The 16,496-nt window shown below is 31.2% G+C and carries 22 protein-coding genes; all 22 read left to right on the top strand.

Translation table 11 applies throughout. The features are described from left to right. Window positions 1–208 precede the first annotated feature (208 nt). Complete coding sequence (locus tag DER71_RS04890) at window positions 209–1,882, top strand: GspE/PulE family protein (RefSeq protein ID WP_114474370.1); 1,674 nt, start codon at window positions 209–211, stop codon at window positions 1,880–1,882. A gap of 2 nt (window positions 1,883–1,884) precedes the next feature. Further along, window positions 1,885–2,934 (top strand): type II secretion system F family protein, encoded by a 1,050-nt coding sequence (locus tag DER71_RS04895; RefSeq protein WP_158531696.1) that lies wholly within the window; start codon window positions 1,885–1,887, stop codon window positions 2,932–2,934. Between the two features lie 191 nt (window positions 2,935–3,125). Continuing rightward, on the top strand, window positions 3,126–3,545 hold the full coding sequence (locus DER71_RS04900; protein ID WP_114457266.1) for a type IV pilin protein: 420 nt from the start codon (window positions 3,126–3,128) through the stop codon (window positions 3,543–3,545). 12 nt (window positions 3,546–3,557) lie between these two features. Next, complete coding sequence (locus DER71_RS04905; RefSeq protein ID WP_114457267.1) at window positions 3,558–4,043, top strand: prepilin-type N-terminal cleavage/methylation domain-containing protein; 486 nt, start codon at window positions 3,558–3,560, stop codon at window positions 4,041–4,043. Next, a complete protein-coding gene (locus DER71_RS04910) occupies window positions 4,033–4,455 on the top strand; it encodes a prepilin-type N-terminal cleavage/methylation domain-containing protein (RefSeq protein ID WP_114457268.1) in 423 nt (140 codons plus the stop codon). Before DER71_RS04905 ends, DER71_RS04910 begins: the two co-directional genes overlap by 11 nt. A 3-nt stretch (window positions 4,456–4,458) precedes the next feature. Beyond that, complete coding sequence (locus tag DER71_RS04915; protein ID WP_114457269.1) at window positions 4,459–4,968, top strand: type II secretion system protein J; 510 nt, start codon at window positions 4,459–4,461, stop codon at window positions 4,966–4,968. A 31-nt stretch (window positions 4,969–4,999) separates the two neighbouring features. Beyond that, window positions 5,000–5,401, top strand: coding sequence for a hypothetical protein (locus DER71_RS04920; RefSeq protein WP_114457270.1), 402 nt, complete (start codon window positions 5,000–5,002; stop codon window positions 5,399–5,401). After that, complete coding sequence (locus DER71_RS04925) at window positions 5,394–6,143, top strand: hypothetical protein (RefSeq protein WP_114457271.1); 750 nt, start codon at window positions 5,394–5,396, stop codon at window positions 6,141–6,143. Before DER71_RS04920 ends, DER71_RS04925 begins: the two co-directional genes overlap by 8 nt. Then, a complete protein-coding gene (locus DER71_RS04930; RefSeq protein ID WP_114457272.1) occupies window positions 6,137–6,607 on the top strand; it encodes a hypothetical protein in 471 nt (156 codons plus the stop codon). The genes DER71_RS04925 and DER71_RS04930 overlap by 7 nt, the downstream gene beginning before the upstream one ends. Further along, complete coding sequence (locus tag DER71_RS04935; RefSeq protein ID WP_114457273.1) at window positions 6,594–7,082, top strand: hypothetical protein; 489 nt, start codon at window positions 6,594–6,596, stop codon at window positions 7,080–7,082. Before DER71_RS04930 ends, DER71_RS04935 begins: the two co-directional genes overlap by 14 nt. Next, entirely contained in the window at window positions 7,072–7,776 is a 705-nt protein-coding gene (locus DER71_RS04940) for a hypothetical protein (RefSeq protein ID WP_114457274.1), read from the top strand. Before DER71_RS04935 ends, DER71_RS04940 begins: the two co-directional genes overlap by 11 nt. Next, window positions 7,773–9,143: a type II secretion system protein GspD gene (locus tag DER71_RS04945; protein ID WP_114457275.1), complete on the top strand. Its 1,371-nt coding sequence runs from the start codon at window positions 7,773–7,775 to the stop codon at window positions 9,141–9,143. The genes DER71_RS04940 and DER71_RS04945 overlap by 4 nt, the downstream gene beginning before the upstream one ends. Before the next feature lie 194 nt (window positions 9,144–9,337). Further along, window positions 9,338–10,942, top strand: coding sequence for a 3-dehydroquinate synthase (aroB, locus tag DER71_RS04950; protein WP_114457276.1), 1,605 nt, complete (start codon window positions 9,338–9,340; stop codon window positions 10,940–10,942). Continuing rightward, a complete protein-coding gene (gene aroQ, locus DER71_RS04955) occupies window positions 10,924–11,370 on the top strand; it encodes a type II 3-dehydroquinate dehydratase (protein WP_114457277.1) in 447 nt (148 codons plus the stop codon). The genes aroB and aroQ overlap by 19 nt, the downstream gene beginning before the upstream one ends. Then, complete coding sequence (locus DER71_RS04960) at window positions 11,371–12,438, top strand: Xaa-Pro peptidase family protein (RefSeq protein WP_114474371.1); 1,068 nt, start codon at window positions 11,371–11,373, stop codon at window positions 12,436–12,438. A 103-nt stretch (window positions 12,439–12,541) separates the two neighbouring features. Next, window positions 12,542–13,105 (top strand): elongation factor P, encoded by a 564-nt coding sequence (efp, locus tag DER71_RS04965; RefSeq protein WP_114457279.1) that lies wholly within the window; start codon window positions 12,542–12,544, stop codon window positions 13,103–13,105. 181 nt (window positions 13,106–13,286) lie between these two features. Next, on the top strand, window positions 13,287–14,423 hold the full coding sequence (locus DER71_RS04970; protein WP_114474372.1) for an NAD(P)/FAD-dependent oxidoreductase: 1,137 nt from the start codon (window positions 13,287–13,289) through the stop codon (window positions 14,421–14,423). 42 nt (window positions 14,424–14,465) lie between these two features. Further along, a complete protein-coding gene (locus DER71_RS04975; protein ID WP_114474373.1) occupies window positions 14,466–14,888 on the top strand; it encodes an Asp23/Gls24 family envelope stress response protein in 423 nt (140 codons plus the stop codon). A gap of 34 nt (window positions 14,889–14,922) precedes the next feature. After that, window positions 14,923–15,462 (top strand): alkaline shock response membrane anchor protein AmaP, encoded by a 540-nt coding sequence (gene amaP / locus DER71_RS04980; protein WP_114457282.1) that lies wholly within the window; start codon window positions 14,923–14,925, stop codon window positions 15,460–15,462. A 12-nt stretch (window positions 15,463–15,474) separates the two neighbouring features. After that, on the top strand, window positions 15,475–15,711 hold the full coding sequence (locus DER71_RS04985) for a DUF2273 domain-containing protein (RefSeq protein WP_114457283.1): 237 nt from the start codon (window positions 15,475–15,477) through the stop codon (window positions 15,709–15,711). A gap of 30 nt (window positions 15,712–15,741) precedes the next feature. Beyond that, window positions 15,742–16,140 (top strand): transcription antitermination factor NusB, encoded by a 399-nt coding sequence (gene nusB, locus DER71_RS04990; protein ID WP_114457284.1) that lies wholly within the window; start codon window positions 15,742–15,744, stop codon window positions 16,138–16,140. Window positions 16,141–16,243: 103 nt separating this feature from the next. Then, a complete protein-coding gene (locus tag DER71_RS11920) occupies window positions 16,244–16,396 on the top strand; it encodes a hypothetical protein (RefSeq protein WP_158531697.1) in 153 nt (50 codons plus the stop codon). Window positions 16,397–16,496: the final 100 nt, after the last annotated feature.

The raw sequence follows: 16,496 nt of genomic DNA on the forward strand, positions 1-16,496 counted from the left end.
AATAAAACTTAAAAACTTAATAATTTAGCAGACTCCCCAAATTTTTTGGGGAGTTTTTTTATGCCCATTTTTACTGTTATATCAATAAAATTGAAGATATTACCAATTATGCAATTTAAAAAATATTGATTTATTTGCAGGAATTTCCATATACAGGAAGAATAATATAAATAATAGTTCCATAAATTTACTGAGGAGGTAATATTATATGAAGAAATTTCTGGAATTTCTGTACCAGAGTTCAGACATGAAAAAGAAAAATTATTTAAAAATAAAAGATAAAAATTATAATGATCCTGAAGAAATTATTGATTTTATTAAAAAGAATAAATTTTTAGAAGAAAAAGAACTGCTGATGCTGACAGCAAATTATTTTGATATATATCTTTACAGCAGTGAGAAATTCAAACCTGAAAAAAACTGTTCAGAATATATTTCTTTAGAAATGTCAGAAAAATACGGAGTACTGCCTTTAAATAAAAAAGATGACACCCTTTATTTAGCTGTGACAATCCCACTGGATTTAAAGATCAGAGAAAATCTGAAGTATTTGACCGACTTCTGGATCGAAGAGGTTTTAGTTTCAGAAGAAAATTATAAAAAAATGAAAGAAAAAATATATGGAAATTATTTCAGTATAGATCAATCTGAACTTATAAATCAATTTGGCAGCATGAAAAATATCCGTGATCCAGATATAGAACAGTTAAAAGAAATGATAAAAGATACACCTGTTGTAAAACTTGTGGATCGAATTTTAAAAGAAGCTGCTGCATTAAAGGCAAGTGACATTCACCTTGAACCACAGGAAAATATATTTCAAATACGATATAGAATAGATGGAATGTTAAAAAAATACTATGAGCTGCCATTAGAAATTGCTGCTGCAGTGATTTCGCGCATAAAAGTGATCTCTGGAATGGATATAACTGTAAGACATCTCCCTCAGGACGGTCGATTAGAGATTCCTATTGACAATATGAATTATGATTTAAGAATTTCAGTAATCCCCACTATATATGGAGAAAAAGCTGTTTTGCGTCTTTTATCCAAAGACCTTTCACTTCTGTCTTTTTCAAAACTTGGATTTAATAATAAAAAGATTAAGCAGCTGAAAAAAATATTACAGATAGGATCAGGTATTGTTCTTTTTGCAGGTCCAACCGGTAGTGGAAAAACCACCACATTATTTACCATGCTTAGAGCACTGACAGCTGAAGGGATTAATATAATGACAGTTGAAGATCCTGTTGAATACAGGTTGAAGAATTTAAATCAAATAGAGGTAAATAAAAAAAGAGGTATGACATTCCACATAGCTTTAAGATCTCTTTTGAGGCAGGATCCGGATATAATTATGATTGGGGAGATAAGAGATCAGGAAAGTGCAGAAATAGCTGTTCGGGCTGCTGTAACAGGGCATCTTGTTTTCAGTACTATACATACAATTAATTCTGCTGCTGCAGTAAAAAGGCTGCTTGATATTGGCATTCCTGCTTATTTAATTTCTACAGCTCTTTCAGCAGTTATTTCTCAGAGGCTGTTAAGAACTTTGTGTTCTGCCTGTAAAATAAAAGATAAAGTTGATGATAAGTTGAGTGAAAAATTTCCACATTTAAAAAAAAAGATTATATACAGAAAAAAAGGATGTTCAGAATGTGGAGGCAGTGGTTATACAGGTAGAACTGCAGCAGCAGAAATATTAATAGTTGATAAAAAGATAAGAAAACTGATAAATAATAATGCTTCAGAAGCAGCTATTCAGCAAGCTGCAGAACTTAATGGTATGGAGACATTATTAGAAAGCAGTGTGGATATTTTAGCAGATGGAAAAACTTCTCGACAGGAATTAATGCGTGTAATTGCAGCCAAAGGATGTTAATAATGAATCTGAAAAATTTGTTCAAACAAAAATTTAATTTAAAGCTTTTTTCTGGACAGATGTATATTCTGCTTGATTCAGGTCTTGACCTCAGGAGAGCTTTACTTGCTTTAAAAAAGCAGTTTAAAAACAATAAAGAAAAAAAGATAATCAATGAAATACTCAAAAATGTTGAGGCAGGGTCGTCACTGAATATCTCTCTGCAGAGTTCCAGCTTTAATTTTCCAAATTTTTACCTAAAAATAGTTAAAATTGGTGAAAAAACAGCCAGTTTGGCAGAAGTATTTCATAATTTAGAAAATTACTATATAAGACAGGAAAAACTAAAATCAGAAATTAAAAAGAGCAGTTTTTATCCTGTAACTGTATTAATAACTGTTTTTACAGCAGCGGTTTTTTTGATGACATATATTTTACCGGTTTTTTCTGATATATTTTCCGAGTTTGAAGGAGAACTTCCCCTGCTGACAGAGATAATGCTTAAAACTGCAGACTTACTGGAAGGCAATATTTTAATTATTCTGCTGCTTATATTCCTGATTATTATTCTGCTAATTTTGCTAACTGCAGACAAAAAAACAGAAGATATACTTAAAATTTATCTGTTAAAAATACCGATTATCGGAGAAATTTATAAAATTTCTATAATAGCTCGTTTATCATCCTATATGGCAGTTATTTTAGGCAGTGGTATTGGCCTGGTTGAGACATTAAAAATGGCTGCAGATATGACAGACAACAAGGCTTATAGAGAGTTTCTGCATAAAAGCAGTGCAGAAATTTCACAGGGAGTTTCTCCTGTTAAAATATTTGCAAAAAGCAGTTTAATACCCGATATATTTTATTATTTCAGTGCAGTGGGGGCAGAAACCGGAAATTTAGAATATATGATGGAAAAGGCAGGTGATTATTATTATGAACTCTTAAGCAAAAAAACTGAAGGTTTATTACAATATCTAGAACCATCACTTATATTTATTACTGCAGTCTGTGTTGGGCTTATATCAGCTGCAGTAATTATGCCAATGTTTCAGCTTTATTTGATTATTTAATTCCTATGTTTTTTAATCATTTTATTTAGCAGTCAATAGTAAAAAATTTAAAGTTTACTGCTTTTCAAACTACGCTGTAAAAAAGTTGAAGTAATATTGAATTTTTCAGTATATGAATCTTAACGAAATTTCTTTTATAGTTCTAAAATTAATTTTGGAGAAACTCATGTAAAAGAAAGGATGGAATAAAATTGATAAAAAAAGAAAATGGTTTTACTCTGATTGAACTATTAATTGTAATTGTTGTGCTGGGTATTCTTGTCAGTATTGCTGTGCCTGGATTAACAGGTGTTAAAAAAAGGGCAGATCTAGCTGTGGTAAAAAGCGATCTGCACAATATTATGCATAGTCTGGAATTATATTATCTTGATAATGAATCTTATCCTGTCCAATCTACTGCATCTTCCCTCTCGGCTGTTGCTGAAGATCTGGATGATTTGAAATTAAAGAAAAGTGCAGAAAATTATCAGTATCAGACAGACAGTGCTTCAGAATCATCTGGAGCCGATAAATATCTGGTTTATTATGAAACAGAAGACAGCAAATTTTACTATACTTCTACAGAAGAAGCTAGTGTAGCAGGGCCAGCAGAAACTGCACCAGCAATTTAAGTAAATAAAATAATGATAAAAAATAAACTAAATAAAAACAGCGGTTTTACACTTTTAGAAGTTATGCTGGTAATTATAATTATCGGAACTGTCAGCATTTTTATTCCGAATCTAAAAGAAAGCAGAGAAAATTATGAGCTAAAAAGAACAATATCTGTGCTAAAAGCAGATTTAAGATGGGCCAGAGCTGAAGCTATTTTAAAAAATAAAAAATATGTTTTTAGAATATACACCATTTCTAATGGAGATAAAATACCATATTATTTTTATACTGAAGAAAATGATCAGAAAATCATAAAGAGAAGAGGATATTATTCAGCTGAGCTCCTCTTATATAAAACTATAAATTTGCAGCTGATAGAAGATGAATATTATGAATGGATAAGATTTATGGGTTCAGGTATGGCCAGAGGAGGTACTATAGGGCTTTCTTATCCAGGAGGAGAAATATATTCGCTGACAGTAAATCAGCTGGGGAGGGTTAGAAGTGAAAAATAGTAGAGGATTTAGTCTGCTGGAGGTAATAATTTCAATTTCACTTGCTGGAATTGTAATGACTGTTTTCAGTAGAACTATAAAAACAGGACTTAATGTACAGACATTTTTAGAAAACAAAAACAGTGCGGTTAATTTTGCTGAGTCAGTGATTGAAACTTTAAGAAAAGAAAAAATTGATTTACAAAAATACACCGGTGATAACAAATTATCTGCTGTAAGAAATATAAAAATTTTGGAAGAAGCAGGACTGGAAAAAGATATTGATGCCGCTTCATTAAAAGTGACTCCTTATAGAGCAGATGGCAGAATTTACAGCGGACTTTATAAACTTAAGATTACTGTAAATTACAGGTGTAAAAACAAAGAAAAAAAGTATCACCTTATAACTCTGCTCAGAAACGAAGGGGGCTGATATATGGAAAATAATAATGGATTAAAATTTGGTAATAATAAAGGTTTTACTCTTCTAGAAATACTGTTGGCATTAACTATTACTGCTGTTTTAACGATTTCATTTCTGCAGATTATTTCACTGATCTACAGAGATCATAATCTCCTAAATAAAAGGCTGGGCCATCAGATGGACGGTCATTTAGCAGTAGACTACATATTTACAAAAATAAAAATGGCAGAAATAGTAGATATACCGGATAAAAACACACTGGAAGTATATACATATATTGATGGAGAAAAAAGGTGGCTTAAATTTTATATATATCAGAGCGAAGGTATAAAAAAACTGGGCCAGAGCCAGGGTTCAGCCAGTATAGAAAACAGGGATTATTCTCGTGTAACATCAATAATTGATAATATTGAAGAAGTAAAATTTAAAAAATTAAGTAATAAAGAGCTGGTATTAATAGAAATTGAATACAGAGATAAAAATAGAAAATATACATATAAAAAAATAGCTTCTGTTTTTTAATAATACTTTAAATAAGAGCAGGGTGATTAATTTGCACAGGCAGTATGGATATATATTGATTTTTAATATGCTAATCATTTCTCTTCTGGGAATATTTATTCCAGTTCTGGCACAGAATAATTATATAAATTATCAGCTGAGTAAAAATAAAGATATATCTGCCCGCGAAATACAGGCAGCTGAAGGAGGAGGTGAATACATATTATATCTACTTGAAAATGATTTAGAAATTCAAAAAAATTTCAGTTTAACAGTTGATAAAAATATTAGTCTGGACTGCAGTTTTGATAGTGATAATTTAAATGGAGAAGAAGTATATATATTTAAATGCAGAAACAATACTAAAAACTGCTGTCAGCTTACTATGGTAATTAATAAAAAGAACCTTAAAATAATCGATAAAAAAATAACTAGAGGTGATAGAAATGTTTAAAAAAAATATATCGATTATAATTCCTATGAATGATGATATTAAGTATTTGACTGCAAAGTATGATGATAAAAAAATAACTTCAATAGAAGGAATAAAAAATATTAATTCTTTAGAAAAGTTAAAGATATTGAACTTAAACTGCCGGCATGTAATTTTAATACCTGCGGAAAAGATTTATCTTTCATCTCATATTATTAAAAAGAAAGAAAATGAAGACATAAAAGTAGCTGAAAAATCATTTTATGAAAAGTATAATAAGAACAATATCGATTTAATAAATGATTATTATTATGATTCAATTCATTTTGCTGATCCAGAAAATAAAAACAATTTAAATTTGAAACTGCTGGCAGTGGAAAAAGAATATATAGATAGTCTGACAAAAAATCTAGATAAATATCCAAATAATTATTTGGTAACAGCACTTCCGACAGCTCTATATTCACTAAACAAAAAATTTATAAAGCAGAATAATTACATATTTTATTATAAAATCGGATGCAGTTATACAATTACTGCAGATTATAAAAATACCCTTGATTTGCTTCATTCACAGATTAAAGAAGAAAATATAGAACGCGAAATCAAAAAAATTAGAAAATATTATTTGAACAAAAAAAATACTGATATGGCAGTAATTGAAGGAGGCCCTGAGCTTTTTAATTTAGGGAAATTCAAAAATATTGATAAAGATGAGTTTATATTTTTGGCATCACTGCTCTGGGGGGTAAATGAATGGTAGTTCTTTTAAAGAGCAGAGAAATATCTTATCATGATATAATAACAAAAGTAGTTGTGCTATTGCTCGTTATTTTAACAGCCGCAGTATTTATCTTTAATTACATAATAGCAAATAGAGTTGATAATTTAAAAAATCAAATTTCTCATGTTTCCACATTAAAAAATAAATACAGCTATATGTTAAAAAATAACAAGAAAACATCTATAAAAAAAGGAGAAGCCTTAGATAAAAGTGATATTATCGAAAGTATAATAAATATACCGGAAAAGATGAGTTTTGATTATCTGCTGGTTGACTCAAAATTAATTGAAATACAGGGAAAAACAGTTAATAGAATGGAAATATTAAACTACACAAAACAGTTAAAATCAAACACTATGATAAAAAGTGTAAAACTCAAGAAAATTAACAAATATACCAGCTATCAGTTTACACTGGAGGCTGCATTGAATGAAAGGAAATAATACGAAAACAAAAACATATCTGATTTATATTCTGATAGCAGCTCTTTTTGCATTTCTTATTATAATGATATTTAATTTTAAAGAAAGCTATGCTAAAAAAATACATTTTGAGAAAAAATTAACAAAAGAAAAAATAATTTTAACAAAATATAAAGAAAAAATTAAAAACAGCAAATCACATAATAGCAAAAACAATCAAAATAACACTCCAGCTCAGAGCAGGGCAGATTACTTAAATGAAATACTAAAACTGCTGGAAGACAACAACCTGGAGTTAATATCCTATGATTCTGATAAGAAATTGCTGATTTTAAATTTGCGCGGTAATTTTAATAGTATACTTAGATTTCTTCATAAAATAGAAAAACAAAAAGATAATCTACAGTGTAAGAAAGTTAAATTAAAAAAAGGTAAAAATTCGCTTTACATATATCTGCAGCTGGAATATTTAGAGCTGATGTCTGATGAAAAATAAAAAACTTATAATTTCAATTACAATTTTGATTTTCATTTTAGTAACATATCTGTTTTACAGTAATTTTTCGAATAGCGAAAAATATTTAATACAGGAAAAACCACCAGAAAATAATTTGAAAATTAGCAGAAAGTCCAGAGATAAAACTGAAAATATGAATACCAGTACTGCTTCAGAACTAGATACAGATAAAAACTTTTTAGATTCAGAAGATTTAAAAGAAAAAGATAAAAGCAGCAGAGCTAATATTAAAAATACTAATAATAAAACAGAAGAAAAAGCAGTTTTAAGAAAAGCTATCTATACATTCCACAATGAAAAAGATCCATTTTTTAAAGATTCAGATACAGAAAAAAGTAAAAAAGAAAATTATAATAAAAATTATGCAGAAGAAAAAATTAAAGAAGATAAAAACAATACAGAACAGAACAGATCCACAGAAGAAACAAATAAAATTGAAAATGAAAATAAAAATACCAGAAAAAAGATTATAGAAATTCCTTTTGTTTTAAAAGGAATAATTGGAGATAAGGATAAAAGATATGCTGTTATATCTTATAAAGACAGAACTGAAGTTAAAAAAGCCAATGAAAAGATAGACTATTTTTTGATAACAAAAATAAAAGACAGCAGTATTGAAATTGAATATCAAGATTACAAACATGAAATATTTATCTGGAGGCATCAAAAATGACGGCTGATTTAATATGGAAATATATTATAATAATATTGATTACAGTATTCCTGCAGGTTCTGATTATTATACCAGCAGAATCTGCTCCTGATAATTTTAACAAAAAAATAGATTTAAATTTGAGAGATGTAGAATTAGAAACAGCTTTTATGATGCTGGCAGATCTGGCTGATATAAATCTTATATGTGATAAGTCAGTGAAAGGAACTATTACTCTGCAGCTTAAAGATGTTAGTTTTAAAGATGCGCTGACAATGATTGTAGGCAGCTTTGATCTGGATTATTCTACAGCATACAATACGATATTTATTAGTACAGAAGATAAAATAAGAGAAAAAGAAAATACTGCTGTCGAAAAAATATTTACTTTAAAATATATAACTGCAGAAAATGCAGCAGAACTGCTTAAAAAGCAGTTTGAACAGATAGAATTTTATGAACTGAGAAACGGAAGAATATTGATGAGAGGCAGCGATTTTGCAGTAAAAAGATGCGGGAAGATTATTAAAGAGATAGATATTCCTCTAAAACAGGTTCTTATAACAGCTCGTGTAGAAGAAATAAGCAGAAATAAAATAAAGGAGCTGGGAGTACAGCCCGATCAGCTGACAAAACTAAATATTATTAAAGATAAAAATGAAAAGATTGAAAAATTAGAATTAAGCTGGCCGGAAACTTTAAAGATGCTGGAAGAAAAAGGGGCAGCCACTCTTTTAGCAAACCCGTCTCTGATGACAGTAGATAGAAAAAAAGCCAAACTTTTGATTGGAGATCAAATACCTGTTAAATTGGAGAGGGTAGAATCAGATAAAACTGTCTCCACAATAGAATACATAGATGCAGGTATAATACTTGAATTTTTGCCCAGAATAATTAACAAAAAACAGATAATGCTCAATATACAGCCGGCTGTCAACAGCATTGGACAGACGCTTAGTGAGGGACTGCCTGCTGTTAATTCTCGCAAAGCAGAAACAACAGTAATACTTGAAGATGGGCAGACATTTGCTATTGGTGGGCTTATTAAAGAAAACATTGTTAAAAACAAAATAGATATACCGGTAATTTCTGATATTCCTGTATTGGGAAAATTATTTAGTTCTGAAGAAAAATCAGAAATGCACACAGAGCTTATGATATTTATTACTCCGAAAATTATAGAAACAAAAAAAATAGTAGATGTCAATAAAACCAATAAAAAAGAGGAAATTAATAAAGATAAACAAGGCGGTTTTTCTGCATCAAAAGCAGAAACAATAATAAAGAAATATAAAAATAAAAAAGAGAGTGAAAAAACAAAAAATAACAAGAAAGAATTTATTGATTTAACAGAAAAAGAAATAAAAGAACTGCTGCAAAAACAGTAATAGAGGATATTTATCAGTTTTATAGAAGTATAATTCAGGGGAAACCCTGAATTTTCTTTTTAATAAATCTAAAAATTTCAATATTTCTGTATACCCCTTTTGCAGCTCTAAAATGACTAAAATATATTTTAATGTAATCTGGTAGTTCGATGCGGCAGTTTGCATATATTAAAGATATAGAGGGAGGTATCATTTTGATAATAGTATTAGCCGGATTTATGGCAGCCGGAAAGACAACTACAGGAAGGATACTTGCTGCTAAAACAGGATTTAAATTTTATGATAGTGATAAGGAAATTGAGAAACAGAGCGGCATGTCAGTAGAAAATATTTTTGCCCAGAAAGGTGAAGATTATTTTCGCAAATTGGAAAAAGAAATAATTTTGAACCTGCTTGATAAAGAGGAAGATTTTGTGATGTCAGTAGGCGGTGGTGCAGTACTGGATAAAACCTTAAGAGATAAATTGATTAACAGCACAGAGATTTTCTGTCTTGATCTGACAGCAGAAGAGGTTTTGAAAAGAACTGCAGATAGATCAGAAAAGCGCCCACTTTTAAAGAATATAGATTTACCAGGAGATATAAATGATTTAATGAAAAAAAGAGAAAGATCATATCAGGAATTACCGGTACATATAAATACAAAAAAATATTCAGCAGAAGAGGTGGCAGAAATTATAATTAAAAAACTTAAAATAGAAAAAGTTGAGATCCATCTCAGTGAAAAGAAAAACAGCTATCCTGTGCTGATAAGCAGTGATTTCAGCTTTAATTCATTTAATACTATTTTAAAGAAAATTAAAGATAGGAAAGTATTTCTGGCAGCAGATATAAAGGTTATTAATCTCCACGGTGAAAAAATACTGGAACAGTTCAATAGATCAGCCAGCAGTGTTTCTGAATTCTTTTTAAAAGGTGGAGAACATGTAAAAGATCTAAAAAATTTAGAAAAAGCATATAACATTCTTTATGATAATAATTTCAGTAGAAGTGATTATGTAATAGTATTTGGTGGTGGAACAATTGGTGATCTGGGGGCTTTAATTGCTTCCACATATCTGAGAGGTCTTAAATTAATACAGCTGCCGACAACTATTATCTCTCAGCTTGATAGCAGTGTTGGAGGAAAAACAGCTGTTAATTTTAGAAATACCAAAAATTTAATCGGTACATTCTATCAGCCAGAAATGGTCTATTATTCGTTAAAATGGCTGTCAACACTTGAGGATAGAGACCGCAGGTCAGGTACAGGAGAGATAATAAAATATGCTCTGCTGGCAGGAGGAGAATTTTATCAGCTTGTCAAAGCAAATAGAGAAGAACTGCTGGATCTTGATGATGACTTTATGCTGAAAATATCAAAAAAGGCATTAAAGCTTAAAAATCACTTTGTCTCTGAAGATATTAAAGATCAGGGTTTGAGGAGAATGTTAAATCTAGGTCATACCTTCGGTCATGCTGTAGAAGCAGCAGAAAATTTTGAGATGAGTCATGGAGAAGCAGTTGCAGTTGGGCTGGCTTTTACCGCCTATATTTCTACTAGAGAAGCTGAACTCAGCCAAAAAGAGTTTGAAGATATTATAGAACTCATAAGTTATTTTAATTTCAAACTATTTCCCTCTAAAGATATAGAAGTAGAAGAACTTGCAGATTATCTTACACATGACAAAAAAATTGTGGACAGCAGACAACCCTGGATACTTTTAAATGGAATTGGGAATCCGTTTGTTACCTTTGATATTGGTCAGGAAAAAATAAAAAAATATATGGAGGAATATCTATGCAGAAAGTGGCAGTAGTTCACGGACCAAATATTAATCTTCTGGGAGTTAGAGAACCGGAAGTTTATGGGACAACAAATTATAATGAAATGAATAAACAAATAAAACAGAAAGCAGAAGAGCTGGAGCTTGAAGTAGATATATTTCAGAGCAATCATGAAGGAGAAATAGTTGATTATCTGCAGGGTTTGATTGATGATTCAGCAGGTGTTATTATAAATCCAGCCGGACTAACACATACCAGTGTAGTGCTGAAAGATACACTTATTGCCCTGAGGCTTCCTGTAATAGAAGTACATATCAGCAATATTTATCGCAGGGAGGACTACAGGCATAAATCTATAACTGCCTCAGCTGCAGTTGGTCAGATTGCTGGCCTCGGTGTCAGAGGTTATTTTTTAGCTTTACAAGCAATGAATGAACTGCTCAGAGAGGAGAAATATTAAATGGAAAAGAGAATAAATAAACTGCGTTCTAAAATGAAAGAAAAAGAAATAGAAGCTTTTTTTATAACATCCAGAAAAAATGTGAGATATTTAACAGGTTTTACGGGTACAGCTGGACGACTTTTGATTACTAAAAATGATAATATATTTATTACAGATTCTCGCTATACAGAGCAGGCGGAAGCGCAGACAGAAGCCTGCAGAATAGAAGTGATTAACAGCAGAGTTGTGGAAGGGATTGGTAAACTGCTGAAAAAATCTGATGTGGATGAACTTGCTTTTGAGTCAGAGCACACTACTTACAGCGAATTTCAGGAATACAGAGAAAAATTTCCTATTGGAAAGCTGATTCCCCAGAAAAATATTGTTGAAAAACTTAGAACTATAAAGGAAGCATCAGAAGTTGAGCTTATTAAAAAGGCAGTTGAAATTTCTGATAGAGCTTTTTTTCATATTTTAAATTTCATTAGACCGGGAATTACTGAAAAAGAAGTATCACTTGAGCTGGAATTCAGCATGAAAAAAGGTGGAGGAGAAGCAAATGCCTTTGATTTTATAGTAGCATCAGGTAAAAGAGGTGCATTGCCACATGGAGTTGCAGCAGATAAAAAGCTGGAAGTGGGTGATTTGATAACAATGGATTTTGGTACAGTCTACAGAGGTTATCATTCTGATATAACACGCACAGTAGCTCTTGGTGAACCTGATGAAAAATTAAAAGAAATTTATGATCTGGTTTTTACAGCTCAAAAAAAAGTGATTGAAGAAATTAAAGCAGGCATGACAGCTGTTGAAGCTGATAGTATTGCCAGAGATTTTATTAAAAATTCAGGTTATGGAGATAATTTTGGGCATGGACTTGGACATGGTGTAGGTCTTCAGATTCATGAAGCTCCCAGGCTTTCTTACAGCTCTAATGATGTACTCAAAGAAGGTATGATTGTAACTGATGAGCCAGGGATATATGTCAGCGGACTGGGTGGAGTACGAATAGAGGATGATCTGCTGATAAAAGAAGATGGTTGTCAGGTTTTAAACTCTGCTCCCAAAGAACTGATTATATTATAAGAAAATAAGAAAAATATTGTGATTTGTCTATAAAAGATATTTCTGCTATAATTGAAATGCAGTGTAGAATTAAATACAGTATATTTTTATGGAGGTGTATATAGTGATCTCAACAAATGATTTTAATACAGGATTAACTATAGAATTGGATGGTGAAGTATATCAGGTTGTTGAATTTCAGCACTCAAAATCAGGCAGAGGTAGTGCTTTTGTCAGAACTAAACTGCGCAATGTGGAAGAAGGATATATAATAAATAAAACTTTTAAAGCAGGAGAAAAAGTAGAGACCGCCCATGTAGAAAAAAAGAAAATGCAGTTTTTGTACTGGGATGGCAGTGATTATATATTTATGGATAATGATACCTATGAGCAATTCCACCTCAATCAGGAACAGCTGGGAGATAAAATTAAATATCTAAAAGAAAATATGGAGCTTGATATATCTATATATCAGGGGCGTCCCATAGATATTGATCTTCCTACCTTTGTAGAGTTGAAAGTAGAAAAAACTCAGCCTGGTATAAAGGGAAATACCGTATCAGGTGGAAGTAAACCAGCAACAATGGAAACAGGTCTTGTAGTACAGGTACCTTTATTTATTAATGAAGGTGATACAATTAAGATAGACAGCAGAACTGATGAATATATAGAGCGGGTTAATAGCTGAACAAATTGAGAAATCTAAAAATATTTATCTATTGATTTTTGTTTTAAAAATTAATAGATAAGTAGTTCATTACAAAGATGAGAAAAGTAGTGAAAGAAATTCAAAATAATAGTTGGTCTGTTTTACTAATGTGAGGAGCGAGTATTAAAGAGATAACTTTAATTTAAAGAGGAGGCATATAATGAGATATTTAGTAGTTGGTGCTGGTGTAGCGGGAACATCAGCTATCAAAGAGATGATAAAGGTAAGAGACGGAAAAGATGAAATTGTAGTTTTTACAGAAGAACCTTTTCCATTTTATTACCGTCCCAGACTGATAGAGTGTTTGTCTGGAGAAGTCGATGTGGACGATATAATTATAAATGATAAGTCGTGGTTTGAAAATAATGATATTGAACTGCATCTGGAAGAAAAAATACTCAGTATAGATACATCGGTAAAATTTGTAGAAAGCGATAAAGCAAAAACATATTATTATGATAAACTGCTGCTGGCAAATGGTGCACATTCTTTTGTACCACCTATAAAAGGATGTAAACTCAAAAATGTATTTACACTGCGGAATGGTAAAGATGCAGAGGAAATTTACTCTAAAGTAAAAAATTGTTCAACAGCTGTTGTAGTTGGTGGAGGACTGCTGGGACTGGAATCAGCCTACAATTTTGCTAAAGCAGGACTAAAACCGTATGTCCTGGAGAAATCCCCCTATCTCTTATCACAACAGCTTGACGAAAAGGGTGGAAAACTGCTGCAGAAAAAACTGGAGGACAAAAATATAGAAATTATGATAGAAGCATCAACAGAAGAATTTATCGGCAGTGATAAAGTAGAAACAGTCAAATTAGAAGATGGCAGTACTATTGATACTGACCTTGTACTTCTTTCCACAGGTGTACGGTCTAATATAGATCTGGTAGCAGATACTCCGATTGAAACAAACAGAGGTATTGTGGTGGACAGCAAAATGAAAACAAATGTGGACTCTGTATTTGCAGCTGGAGATGCAGCAGAATATCAAGGTAGAGTTTATGGAATTTGGCCACCTTCAATGGAAGAAGGAAAGGTGGCGGGAAAGATTATGACAGGGCAGAAAGCAGAATTTAATGGTTTTATTCCTTCTCACTCTCTAAAAATAGCCGGCATTGATGTGGTTTCAATTGGAGAATTGAATAAAGGAGGAGATTACAGGGAAGAAATTATTTTGGATAATGACATATATGTTAAGGTTATAGAAGATGAAAATGGAGAAAAGGTGGGAGCCATAATTGTTGGTGAATATAAGGACAAAAAATCACTTATTGATGCTATTAAGGGATAGTTTAAAGGGTTAAGTTTTATCAAAATAAAAGGAGGTAATAAAATGACAGAGAATAAGAAAAATTATGAAGAAAAAGGGAAAATAAAAATTGCCGATGAAGTTGTAAGCATTATTACAGGTCTTGCTGCTACAGAAGTAGAAGGTGTAGTTGGGATGAGTGGTGGTATTGCAGGCAGTATAGCAGATCTTCTGGGACGGAAAAATTTAAGCAAAGGTGTAAAAGTAGAAGTAACTGAAGAAACTGTGGAAGTGGATATTTTTGTTATTATCGAATATGGTAATTCTATTCCAGAAGTAGCCTGGGAAATTCAGAATAATGTAAAACAGGCGATTGAAGGAATGACAGGACTGGATGTTAAATCAGTTAATGTACATGTACAGGGTGTTAACTTTCCGGATGAGGAAGAAGATCAGGTAGAAGAGGTTGAAGTAGAAGAGGTTGAAGAAGAAGTTGAAAAGGAATAGTATTCCAGATTTGAAATAGACTGGAGGTTATCAGATGAAGATAATTAATAATTTGATTTCATTTTTACTGGCATTAATAGTTATGGCAGTTTCTATAACTGTCTCACTTTACTTTTTTGGACTCCTATCTCAATCAGCTGTACCTGATTTTTTTGCTGCTCTTTATGGAAGCTGGGAAGCAGGTATTGTAACTTTGATACTATTTCTGGCAGCTTCACTACTGCTTTACCCATTTTTTATAAGCAAAAAAATTAAGTCAACCAGAATTATTAGCTCTGAAAGTGGAGATATAAGTATCACTATTTCTGCTCTGAAGAATCTTATTAGAGATAGAGTTATGATAAATAGAAAAATTGAAGATATTAGTATTGAAATAGAAGATATGCCAGAAGGAATTAATATTATCTTAAATGGAAATTTAACTGTGCCGGGAGATCTGCCGCATATCAGTCAGGAAATACAAAATGATTTAAAAGAACATGTTAAAGAAACTGTCGGTATAGATGTTAATAAAGTAGAAATTTTGATTCAGGATGTAAAAAAGAAAAAAAAATTTCCCAGCACATCTGAATGAGGTGGTTGATAAATGGATAAAAAGGATTTTTATGATAACCTGTACCAGTTTTATTTTAAAAATCAGAGCAGAGTAATAGGTGCAGTGATAGGTTTTATAATAGGAATTTTAATTTTAAGTATTGGTTTTTTTAAAACATTACTTTTAGTGATAACTACCGGGTTGGGATATGTAATTGGCTCCAGGTGGAATATAGAAGAAGATATGAAAACACTAATCGATAAAATAATACCAGAAAGATTTAAATAGAGTTTAGACTGGGAATGAGGTAATCAGGAAATGAAAAAAAGCTCGCGCCACAGCCAGAGAATCTGGGCTCTCCAGATTCTCTATGGTCTTGATATTAAAAATAAATTCGACAGAGAAAGTGTAGAAAATTACTGCAGGAACTTTCTGCGAAAAAAAGGTGTAGAGGAAGAAAATTATACTTTTAAACTGGTAAAAGGTATTAGTTCACAGATAGAAATACTGGATGCAAATATTAATAAATATGCTATTGACTGGAAGGTGGACAGAATGCCAGTGGTGGATAGAAATATTATGCGAATTGCCATCTATGAAATAAAAAATGATATACCGATTGGAGTTGCCATAAATGAAGCAGTGAGGATAGCAAAAAAATTTGGAGATGATGATTCACCTTCTTTTATTAATGGAATACTAGCAAAAATTAAATAAATTGGTTAAATTGCTTGACTTTTATAAAAACTTATAGTAGTATAAATATAGATAATAAAGTGAAGCAATTCACAAATTTAATTTATATAAGGAGGTGTCTGAAGTGAAGTGTAGAGTTTGTGGTGCAGAAACTAATAGCAGCCGTACATTGTGTTCTAAATGTCATGAAGAGATAGAGCTGCTTTCCAGTAGATATACAGAAGAAAGAGGAAAGATTAATCTTGATTTTAGTGATCATCATTTTTTCAGTAGATAAAATATGATTGTAACACAAAAACATTAAGCATATTCAATCTAAACTAAGCTTTTAAATCTAAAAATTAGTTCTCAACAACAAAAAAATTGAATATCACAGA

The organism is Halanaerobium sp. DL-01 (assembly GCF_003338615.1).
Lineage (GTDB): Bacteria > Bacillota > Halanaerobiia > Halanaerobiales > Halanaerobiaceae > QPJE01.